5 protein-coding genes are annotated in these 10,399 nt (G+C 60.3%); 3 read left to right on the forward strand and 2 right to left on the reverse strand.

The features are described 5' to 3' along the window. Positions 1-51 precede the first annotated feature (51 nt). The 3 genes from VGN12_20555 (at position 52) to VGN12_20565 (ending at position 5,530) form a co-directional block, all read left to right on the forward strand. Positions 52-1,494 (forward strand): DUF1501 domain-containing protein, encoded by a 1,443-nt coding sequence (locus tag VGN12_20555; protein HEY4311851.1) that lies wholly within the window; start codon positions 52-54, stop codon positions 1,492-1,494. A 408-nt stretch (positions 1,495-1,902) separates the two neighbouring features. Beyond that, positions 1,903-3,645, forward strand: a complete 1,743-nt coding sequence (locus VGN12_20560; GenBank protein HEY4311852.1) for a hypothetical protein — start codon at positions 1,903-1,905, stop codon at positions 3,643-3,645. Between the two features lie 145 nt (positions 3,646-3,790). Further along, entirely contained in the window at positions 3,791-5,530 is a 1,740-nt protein-coding gene (locus tag VGN12_20565) for a hypothetical protein (protein HEY4311853.1), read from the forward strand. Positions 5,531-5,574: 44 nt separating this feature from the next. Here the strand turns inward: VGN12_20565 and VGN12_20570 are convergent, their stop codons facing one another. Both VGN12_20570 and VGN12_20575 read right to left on the reverse strand, forming a co-directional pair. Then, positions 5,575-9,579, reverse strand: a complete 4,005-nt coding sequence (locus VGN12_20570; protein ID HEY4311854.1) for a hypothetical protein — start codon at positions 9,577-9,579, stop codon at positions 5,575-5,577. Between the two features lie 80 nt (positions 9,580-9,659). After that, positions 9,660-10,376 (reverse strand): hypothetical protein, encoded by a 717-nt coding sequence (locus VGN12_20575; protein HEY4311855.1) that lies wholly within the window; start codon positions 10,374-10,376, stop codon positions 9,660-9,662. Positions 10,377-10,399 lie beyond the last annotated feature (23 nt).

A 10,399-nucleotide genomic window follows, 5' to 3' on the forward strand; every position in this document is an offset into this window, starting at 1 on the left:
CGCGCAGCGCATTCCCGACACGACAACGCGGCACTCCCAGCAAACAGCACCATGCAATTACCATATTCCCGCCGACAGTTCCTGGCTGAAAACGCGATGGGCATTGGTGCGCTAGCTTTGTCTTGGATGACATCGCAAGAAGCGCGCGCCATCCCGGCCAAAGTACCGAAGGATCCGGCTCGCTTTGATCTCAAGCCCAAGGCGCCGCACTTCGCCCCGCAAGCCACGGCGATGATCTCGCTGTTTCAGCATGGTGGGCCGTCGCACGTCGATCTTTTCGACCCCAAGCCCGAACTTACCCGGCTAAGCGGTACCGACTATCCAGGCGAGGTCGTATTCAGCTTCGTCAACAACGCCAGCAAAGCGCTCTTTGGCAGCCCGTGGAAATTTTCGAAACACGGCCAATCCGGCACCGAGCTTTCCGAGCTGCTGCCGCACCTGGCCGAGATCGTCGACGACGTCTGCTTGATTCGCTCGATGCACACCGGTGCCAACGGGCATGAAGTTTCGATCCGCTATTTTCATGGCGGCATCCCAGGGATCGTTGGCCGGCCGACGCTCGGCTCGTGGCTCGTTTACGGGCTGGGATGCGAAAGCCAGGAGTTGCCCGCGTACCTGGTGCTGACCGATCCCGGTGGCTTGCCGGTCGACGGCGTCACGAACTGGTCCAACGGCTTTATGCCTCCGTTGTTCCAGGGCACCGTGCTACGGCCGAAAGAGCCGCGGATATTGAACCTCGAGGCGCCGGCCCATCTGCGCGGCGCCGTGCAGGATCAGAACCTGGCCTTCTTGCGCGATCTCAACCAGCGCCACCTAGCCGACCACCCTGGCGAAGGCGATCTTGAAGCCCGCATCGCCAGCTATGAATTAGCAGCCGCGATGCAAACCGCCGCGACCGAGGCACTCGACGTCTCGCGCGAGACGGCCGCCACGCACGCCATGTACGGACTCGACGAACCCGCGACGCGCGAGTACGGCACGCGCTGTCTAATCGCCCGCCGCCTGGTGGAGCGCGGCGTGCGATTCGTGCAATTATTCATGGGCGGTCAACCCTGGGACAACCACACCGACATTCGCAATGGCTTGCCCGCCAATTGCAAGCGGACCGACAAGCCGGCCGCGGCCCTGGTCAAGGATTTGAAGCAGCGCGGCATGCTCGACACGACGGTCGTACATTTCGGCGGCGAGATCGGCCGGCTCCCAGTCACGCAGAGTCAAGGAGACATATCGAAGGCGGGCCGCGACCATAACGGACAGGGCTTCAGCATGTGGGTCGCCGGTGGAGGATTCAAGCCGGGCATGACTTACGGTGAGACGGACGAATTCGGCCATCGCGCCGTAAAGGACATCGTCACTCCCAACGACTTCCAGGCCACCTTGCTACACCTCTTCGGCCTGAACCACGAGCAGCTAAGCTATCTGCACAGCGGCCGCGAGCAACAAATCACGGCCGGCCGAACGGCCCGCCTGGTGCGTGAGATTATTAACGCGTAAGGCGAGTGCCTGGATACACGCCGACGATCGCTGCTTCCTTCGACCGCGCGTCAGGCCGTTCTGATAGTTTTAGCGCAATTGATTCTCGCGCAAATCGTCTCCATATGATGCCTAGCTCGTTACGCGAAATTTCTCTTGTGATTCCTGACGACCAGCGGCACAATTGCGATTGAAGGCACCTCCGCGACGTTTCCCATCTGTGAGTTCGTTCACGCCAAGTCGTCGGTCGTGCTGGCTCTTTTCAAATCCTTACGCTTCGCACGCCGCGCGATGCTGATCCTTGCATGACCTGGCACCGCCGTGGGCGCGCTGTCCGTCGGAACATTGCTTGCATCGCGTCAATTCAAAGTTGTCGCGCTCGTTCCTGAACGCGACAACTCACCACCTTTGGGAAAGGCCCGGTGTGCTATGGACGAGCAGAGGCAGAATACGTCAAGCGAGCCGCAGGTCGAGATTCCTTCGAGCGTTCTTACGCGACAACTCTCAAAGCCAGCAAGCTCCGTGCGCGAAGTCACACAACTGGCTCGCTTCCTCTACAACCACAATCCGTTTTATGTGATCAGCGCTTACCTGGTGCTGACGGGGTTGTGGCAATCGTTCAGTCATGACAGCAAATGGCTCGTGGTCGGTACGATTCCGTTGGGCCTGGCCGCCTATACGGTGTTGTTGGCCGTTACCGCGTGGTTGATCATACGCCTGGGCCGGGTGTGGGAGGATGCGCGCAGCATTCTGCTGATCATCGTCATGATGTTCCTGGCCATTTCGATCAGCTTGGACCCGCTGTTGAATAACCGAGGGCAGCGCGGCCTGTGGTTTTCGTTGGCCGGACTGTCGTTTGCGGTAGCCTTGAGCGAGTCCGTCTTACACGGTATCTCGCTGCGGTTGCCGTTCTTGTTTCGTGGGCCGTATTACCTTTTGCTCGCGCTGTTCTTTCTCTATCCGTTGGCAATCAGCCCGCTATCGTCACATCCGACCTGGCCCTCTCTTTATTGGGCGCTATTTGGATTTTCGACCGTGGCCGGAGCCGTGTTCCTGACGCTCGTGCCTGCAGTCCTCCGCGGCGCCGCCTATCTAAATGACAATGGCAGCCCGTGGCGTTGGCCGCTCTACCCTTGGGTCTTGTTCGGCACACTTGGGCTGTGCGTCTGTATGCGTGCCTATTACCTGTGCGTGTCGTTCCTCCCTGTCGGCGGCAAGGCGAGCATTTTTGGCCCGTACTTTTTGATTCCCTTCCTGTTGGCCGTGAATGTCCTGTATGTCGAAGGTGCAGCGCAAGGGCGTGGAACGTTCGCCCGCCGAGTCGCTTTAATCCTGCCCGGCCTGCTGCTGGTGCTTGCCATGCTAGGACATCGCAGCGACCCGGTTTACTCGCGGTTTTTACATCGCTTCATCGACGCGCTCCATTCGACGCCGCTCCATCTGACACTGCTGGCCGTCGTCGGGCTGTACGCCTACGCCCTCGTACGGCGATTGCCCGGCGCCGGAAATGCCCTGGCCGGGGCTGTGTCGCTGTTGGCGTTCGTCGCACCCCAGACGATGGACCTGGACGGCATGACGTATCAATATGCCTGGCCCTTAATTGCAGTTGGCGGCGTGCAAGCCGCGATCGGTTGCGAGCGGCGTGATTCCCTGCGAACCTCGCTGGGCGCCGCATGTGCAATCGCGCCGCTGGCGCTCGGCGCGCACCTGGGATGGCTAACGCCGTATCGCGCAATTGTTGTCGCGCACGCGGCGACTGCTGCCGTACTACTCGTTGGCGCGTTGTTTCACGACGAGTGGGCGCGCTTTCTGCGAATCGCGGGAGCAGGCCTGTTGGCGACTGGTACTCTGGCGGCGGCCAATGTTACCCCGAACGATTTTCCTCATCTGCCGGCCACGGTGATCTATCTCTATCCGTTCGTACCGGTCTTAATAGCGCTCGGTTACGCAAGGCGCAGGGGCGGAACACTGTACCAGGCCGCGGCAGCGGTCGGAGCCACCGTCTGGCTGGTCCCCTACGGCTGGGAAATCTATCGGCAGTTGAGGCAATCCATCCTAGGGCTCGACAAGATCACAGGCGGCGTACTGGTTTTCCTACTTGCCGCCACGCTCAGCTTTTTCAAAGCAGGTCTGTGGCAGCGCTGGTATCCAACACAGCGGGTCACGGATTAAGAATATTGAACCACGTCAAATTTACCGAGCCCGCAATCGTGGGCACCTACGTCAATCATTCATTCATAAGGCATCGTGAAATGCTCCATTTCTATCTTCTTTTATTCCTTCTCATTCTTCATCCCTTGGAAAGGTCCGGTGTGCCATGGACGAACAATCGCAGGCGATTTCGATTGAACTTGATGATGCCCTTGTGGCATCGACATCCGCGTCAACCGCGCAACATCGGGCCAGGTCTGTCAACGAGTTTGCGCAGCTCGCACGATTCCTCTACAATCACAATCCGTTCTACGTCATCAGCGCGCTGTGCGTCTTCTCCGGCCTGTGGAGATCATTCAGCCAGGAGCCGGCCATGGTCGAGGCCGGGATCATCGCGCTCGGTCTGGCCGTTTATACGCTACTGTTGGCGCTGACCGCCTGGCTGATCGTCCGTCTGGGCGTCTGGGACGACGCGCGCAGCATTCTGCTGATCGTCGTGCTGATGTTGTTGGCGATTTCGATCAGCCTGGATCCTGTGCTGAATGCCGAGGAGCAACACGGTACATCGTTCGTGCTGGGGGGCTTTCTGTTCGCCCTCATCGTCAGCGAAGCCTTGTTGCGCACCATGCCGCTGCGTTTGCCGGCGCTGTTTCGCGTGCCCTATTATCTGACGATCGCGTTGTTCTTCCTCTATCCGCTGGCGATGAGCCCGCTCCTTGCCCATCCACCAGGCCCGGCACTTTATTGGGCTCTGTTCGGGTTTTCGGCCGTAGCCGGTGCGATCGCACTCACGCTAATTCCGGCCGTACGTCGCGGCGCCGCTTATGTGAACGATAACGGCAGCCCCTGGCGGTGGCCGCTGTATCCCTGGGTTTTGTTCGGCATGCTGGGGCTGTGCGTCTGCTTGCGGGCCTATTCACTTTGTGTTTCTTTCCATCCGATCTTCGGAACGGAAAGTATCTTCGGCTGCTATTTTCTGATCCCCGTCTTGCTGCCGGTAACGTTGCTATTCGTCGAAGCAGCCGTTGTGTGGCACTCTGCTGCGGCGCGGCGCATCGCTCTGGCACTTCCGCTAGCGATGGTCGTGCTGGCGATGGCCGGACATCGGGCCGAGCCCGTCTACACCAACTTCGTCGATCGTTTCACGGAAACGATGCACGGCTCGCCGCTCGATGTGACGTTGCTGGTCGTGGTCGCACTGTATGGCTATTCGATAACGCGCGGAATGCGCGGAGCGGAAAACTTCTTCATCCCGTCACTGGCCGCGGTCAGCTTTGTATCAAAGTACAGCTTCGACCTCGATTCGATCAGCTACGACAGGGCGTGGCCGATGATCGTCGCCGGCGCAATACAATTTGCCCTGGGAATGACTCAACGAAGTTCGGCCCGCGCTAGCTCAGGCGCCGCATGCGCCCTGGTGCCGCTGGGCCTTGATTGGCAACTGGCAGGGCTCGCTCAGTACCGCGCGATTATCTTATTTCATGCCGTCCTGGTCGTGACACTGATCCTGGCTTCGATGTTTCGCGATCGCTTCGCTGAAAAACTGCGACGGCTCGGCGCTGCACTGCTGGTGATCGCCTGCGTAACTCCGGCGATCGCCAACTCTCGCACCTTTGGCCCGGTGCCAGAGGTTTTTTTCTACGTTTATCCGGTCGTGCCACTTGCAGTGGCACTGGTGTACGCGCGGTTCGTCGGCGGTGGACTGTACTACGCCGCGGCCGCTTCCGGTGCAACCCTTTGCACGGCCGCCTATGGCTGGCGAAGTTACCGCCATCTGCGGCACGTCATCGCCGGGCTGGATTTGATCGCCTGCGGAATTCTCTTCTTCTTAATGGCAGCGGTCGTCAGCTTTAGGAAGGCCAGACTTTGTCAGCGATGGCGCTCGAGGCGAGAAGCGCTAGAATGAGTTGCTGCTAAAACAGATTGCTGCGATCTGGCGGCGCCGGCGCTCTATCGCGCCCGCGCCGACCAGGTCTCGGCCAACGACCGCAGATCGGGAGTCGGGAGCGACTCGTCGGCAAAGTAATGCCGTTCGAGCGAGTTGATCGACGCCGTCAATTCCTGCGACGCCGCCGGAGCCAGACCATTGTTGTTCTGAATATTGCGCAACAGTGCCAGCACGCTGAACGGCGTGATCGTGGCCGGCACGGGAAAGCGCGCCACAACGGGCTGACGTCGCCGCTTCGATGCGGCTCGGTATCCGGCCCAACCAATCAATCCCACCGGCGCCGCGATAGCCAATCCCCATAGCCACGGCCGGCGAACACCGCCGTACTGCTTTTCCAGCGAGATCTCTTGCTCGACCGTGGCCAGATCGGCGTCATCGTAACGCTGATAAGTCATTTCCGCATGCTCATCGCGCGCTTGCGGAAACGTAAACGTCTTGGGCCGTTCGGTCAGGTCCGTTCTTCCCACCAGGCTGACCGTACACAGCCGTTCGGAAATCACGACCGACTCGCTGCTTTCGGGATCGAAACGCGAAACCGAGACACCGTCATCTTCTACGTTACCGACTTCGAATCCGTCGATCTTCACGTTCAGCATCTCGGCCAGCGGCGGCACCAAGCCGTGCGCCGTGGCTTTCACCTCGAGGATCAACTTGCCCTCCTGCGCGCGACGCTCGTCCAACGTCTGCGTAATGGCCAGCGTGTCGTAGGGCCGGGTGCTTTTCTCCGGCGCCGAGTCGATCGGCAACGCCGCCGATTGTATCGGCAGCACGACGAAGCCCGATGTATCGAGAAAGTCGAGGTCCATCTTCAAGGTCGGCAGCTTATCAACCTGCGGTCCGTGACTTTTTAGAAGCAGATACGCGTACGGCGTGACGCGCCAGCCAGGCTCGTTGCTGGCCCGAGAATTCACGTCGTCTGCCTGAAAGGTCACCGACACGACGTCAAAGTTATCCTCCAGCACCGCCGTGACCGCCTCCTTGAACTTATCGCGATAGTTCTCCGTCGGCCGACCGTAATTGTAGGAGAAGAATATGTTGCCGTTCTGGTTCTGCAAATAACGTCCGAAGCCTCCCGATTCGCGCTCGATCTCGGGCGTGTGATATAGCTCGACGAACACGCCGAACGGTTCGTCGTGGCCAACCATGGCCGGACCGTCGAGCCGGGTCTCGAGTCGAATCTCCTTCACCAGGTCCTGATAATAGTCGTACAACTGCCGGGCCTCGCGGGCTTGCTTATGGTCCCCCACGATCTCGAAGCCCGCCTTCAGATAGCGAAATTTCACCGTCGGCTTGAGCGAGCTCATTCGCGTAAAGAGCAGATTGGCGAAGCGATCCTGATGAAACTTTGCCGTGTCGCCCGGCAAGCTGGCCATTGCCTGGCGGATCAGCGGCGGCTGCCGGTCGTCCGGAGTCGAACGATGGTCGATCTGCGCCAAATCGCTGCCGCCGAGTCCGGCGTAGAACCAATGTTCGTACACGTCGGTGGTCTGATCCTCTTCGCGCAACGAGGGAACGTCCTTGGCGTAAAGCTCGGCGGCCTTCTGGAAATCAGCAAGCGCACTAAGCCGATCGTGGCTGAATTCGGATGTCGGTGCCGTCTCCTGGCGATAAGCGATCTCGTCATGCGCGATGCAGGCCTGCGCCAGCACCAGGCGCCAATCGTCCGGTGTGCGTTTCAGTCCGTCGGCCACGACCTGGCTAGCGACACCATAGCCACGCAGCACTTCGGCCTCGATATCCTTCTTCTTGCGTTTCGTCTTCTTGGCCTCTTGCTCAGCCGGCGAACGCCACAGCGCCGCCAGGTTCTGCCGCATCTGCTGAGCAAGCTGCGCAAGCGTCTTCGACGACAGGGCATCCGCCGCGCCGAACACTTTTTCGATCGCCTCGGTGCGATAGACTTCGGCGCTGCTATGACAAGTGGTGAAGGCCGTCGTCAATAGCGTTTCGTCCAGATCCTTGATCGGCAAGGTCCGCAGCCGCTTGACCCAACCGGCCAACTCGACAAGATTCCTCTCCTGTTTCGAACGTGTCAGCGGAATGCTCTCGGCCTTGCGCTCGAAGCCCCACATGAACATGTACGGGTTCGAATACCGCCGGCTGGCGTTGGGGTCATGATTCTTGGTCCATACACGAATAAATTCCTGAGCCAGCTCGCGCGCCAGCTCAGGATGGGATGCCGCCACGCGTTCGATGTACGGATACGCCCGCTCTTCTTCGGCAACCTTTAAATACAGTTGCGCGTACAGGGCGTAAAACCGTGGCTGGGCCAGCGCATCGACTTCGGCCAGCCACGCTTCACTGGGCGCCGCTTCGAGCACCTGGCTCGTGCCGATCGGCCGCGCCTGATTTCCTTGCTGCCGCTGCATCATCATGCCCGAGTCGTCGTCGTTCATGTAGAAAATATTGCCGAAGTTATCGCGCTGCATGCGCGGACCGTACATCGACGACTGCGAAGCAACTCGCGAGAAATCGGCCTCGCGCTGCCAGGAGTGCGCGAGCAAGGCCAACGTCGCCCTCCATTCGCGTGCCCGCTCGGGCGAGGACTTCAGCAGCGCCTCGACTGCGGTCTTTTGCAATTCCAGTGCCTTGAGTCGCGAATCCGGCAAATGCGGCTGCGACTGAATGCCCGTCGACGTCGCGTTGCCGATGGCGGTCAAGATGTTCATGCCCCGTTGCGGCTCCTGCGTGAAGCTCTGATCGAGCCACGCCTGGCCGAGGTCTTCTCGCACTTTCGGCGCGAGCTCGACGGCCAGCTTCAACGCCTCTTCTTGCTGCTTCGCATCGCCATCGACCAGGGCCAAACTGGCTTGAATCGTTTTCCAGGCTTGATCGAGCAGTTCCGGCTTGCGATCCTTACCGTGCTGCGCGATTCGCATGCGGGCCAGCAAATTGATCGCCTCGGCATCCTTCTCCTCGACCGCTTTCTCGAGCGTCGGCAGGAATGGTTCGACCTCGGCCGACTGTCCTGCACCGGCCAGCAGTTGCGCACACTGCCGCGGCGACAAGATCAACGTCTCGACGGGCTGCGTCGATTCTTTCTGCAAGCGCACGACCACGTCCGCAGCCACGGCGCCGGACTGCAAAGTCTGTCGCAGCAGGTTCGCCAACAGACCGATCGTTTCCTTATTGCGCTCGTGAGGGCAGGCACTCGCCAGGCCCAACACGTCGTCGAGGTTGCACTGTTGCTGCTCGGCTACGTTGCCGATACCGGGCGCATTGAATTGCTGACGCGGTTGCCCCGCGTTCTGCGGTGGCGCGGCCAGCGAGCGCAACATCTGGGCGTAACCGTCCTTCCCCTCGGCCGCGGGAATGCCCGCGAAATACGCCTTCGCCTCGGACCATTTGCCCAAGGTCACATGGCGCTGCAGTTCCTTCAGCTCCTTCTCGAGCGCTTTGGCCTCGGCCTCTTTCTTCTTTTGCTCTTCCTCTTGCTTCGTCTTTTCCTTGGCAGCCTTGGCATCTGCCTCGGCCTTCTTCGCCTTCTCTTGTTCCTCGGGCGTCACGGGTCCAGCCGGCTGCGCGTCGTCTTTCTTCACCGCTTCATCGGCGGCTGACTTAGTAGCGTCGGGGGTTGTCTCCTTCGCCGCTCCTGTCGCGGGCTTGGCGTCACCGGCGTTTTCGTTTGCCGGCTTGTCGGCTTCTTTTTTTGGCTCTTCTTTCTTCTTCTCGTCGGCGGCCTTGGCATCTGCTTCGTCCTTCTTCGCCTCGACTTCTTTCCCTGGCGGCTCGGACCAGGCCTTTAGAATGGCCGACGGGCGGCGATCATAAGTCAGCGCCTTCAAACGCTTGTGCCGCTCAGTCTCGGTCGACTGCGCCGGCGTCGCACCTGCGGCGGCGGGCGTGGCCCCGTCTTGGCCTGACGATTCGGAGGACATTTGGTCGCCAAACGGGTCGCCATCTTCATCGATCGCTGACAGACCGAACTGCACAACCGCCTGGCCGAGAACGATCGATCCTGGGATACCGATCGCCAGCGCCGCGAGAATTGCAATCAAGCCACGTTTCATAACACTCTGCCTCATCAAGGTCGCTTTAAAATCTGAACGATGCTGTTCCTAACCCTACTACAGCTCCGACCCTGCCACGATTAGTTCCCATGGTCGTCCGGTGGAGGTCCGGCGCTGGCGCCGCGGGCATCCGATTTGCTCTTCGATGGATTGGGGTTCTTGTTCTTCCCCTTCCCTTTGCAGTTTCCGCTGCAGCATCCCTGGCATTGGCTCGGCAGGGGCAACGCCTGCAACTGGCTCAGGTCCAGCCGGGCCAAACGCACCGCCGCCTCGAGATCTTCCTCGCGTTCGAGCAATTGCGCGTCGTCACTTTTCTCGCGCGCCTTCTCGGCCAACAGCCGATAGAGCTGCCGCGAACCGTCGATCTCGGGCTCCCATTCCGCACGTGGCTTTCCTTCCAGCCGCATCAGCCACGTGAGATAATACTTTGCGCTGGCCAGCGCCGCCTCGCCGTCGGCCAATAACTTCGGATCGGTTTTGTCGTTGGCTTGCAGCTCGGGTACCAAGACGACCAACTCGTTGTAAGCTGCCGGCAACTGTCGCGCCAGCATCTGTGCCTTGGCACGCTCGACACGGATGCGCCGCTCCTCGGTCACCCGATCCTTCGGCAATCGCGAAATCGCGTCGTTGAAATGTTCGACCGCGGCTTTGTAATCCTCGCTGGCGATGCATTGCCGCGCGGCGCGCAGGCTGTCCTGCGTCGCGTCAAGTTCCATCCGCGTTTGCCCTGGGCCGTAGTGATACGCGCCCAACAGCGCCGGGATCAGCAGCCATACCGAAAGAATTAATCCTCGCATGACACGGCCTCCTGGTTCATGGG

It is taken from the genome of Pirellulales bacterium (assembly GCA_036499395.1).
GTDB lineage: Bacteria > Planctomycetota > Planctomycetia > Pirellulales > JACPPG01 > JACPPG01.

Coding starts and splice junctions, on each gene's coding strand:
- VGN12_20555 (HEY4311851.1), top strand. CDS start 52: ATGCAATTACCATATTCCCGCCGACAGTTCCTGGCTGAAAACGCGATG.
- VGN12_20560 (HEY4311852.1), top strand. CDS start 1,903: ATGGACGAGCAGAGGCAGAATACGTCAAGCGAGCCGCAGGTCGAGATT.
- VGN12_20570 (HEY4311854.1), bottom strand. CDS start 9,579: ATGAAACGTGGCTTGATTGCAATTCTCGCGGCGCTGGCGATCGGTATC.
- VGN12_20565 (HEY4311853.1), top strand. CDS start 3,791: ATGGACGAACAATCGCAGGCGATTTCGATTGAACTTGATGATGCCCTT.
- VGN12_20575 (HEY4311855.1), bottom strand. CDS start 10,376: ATGCGAGGATTAATTCTTTCGGTATGGCTGCTGATCCCGGCGCTGTTG.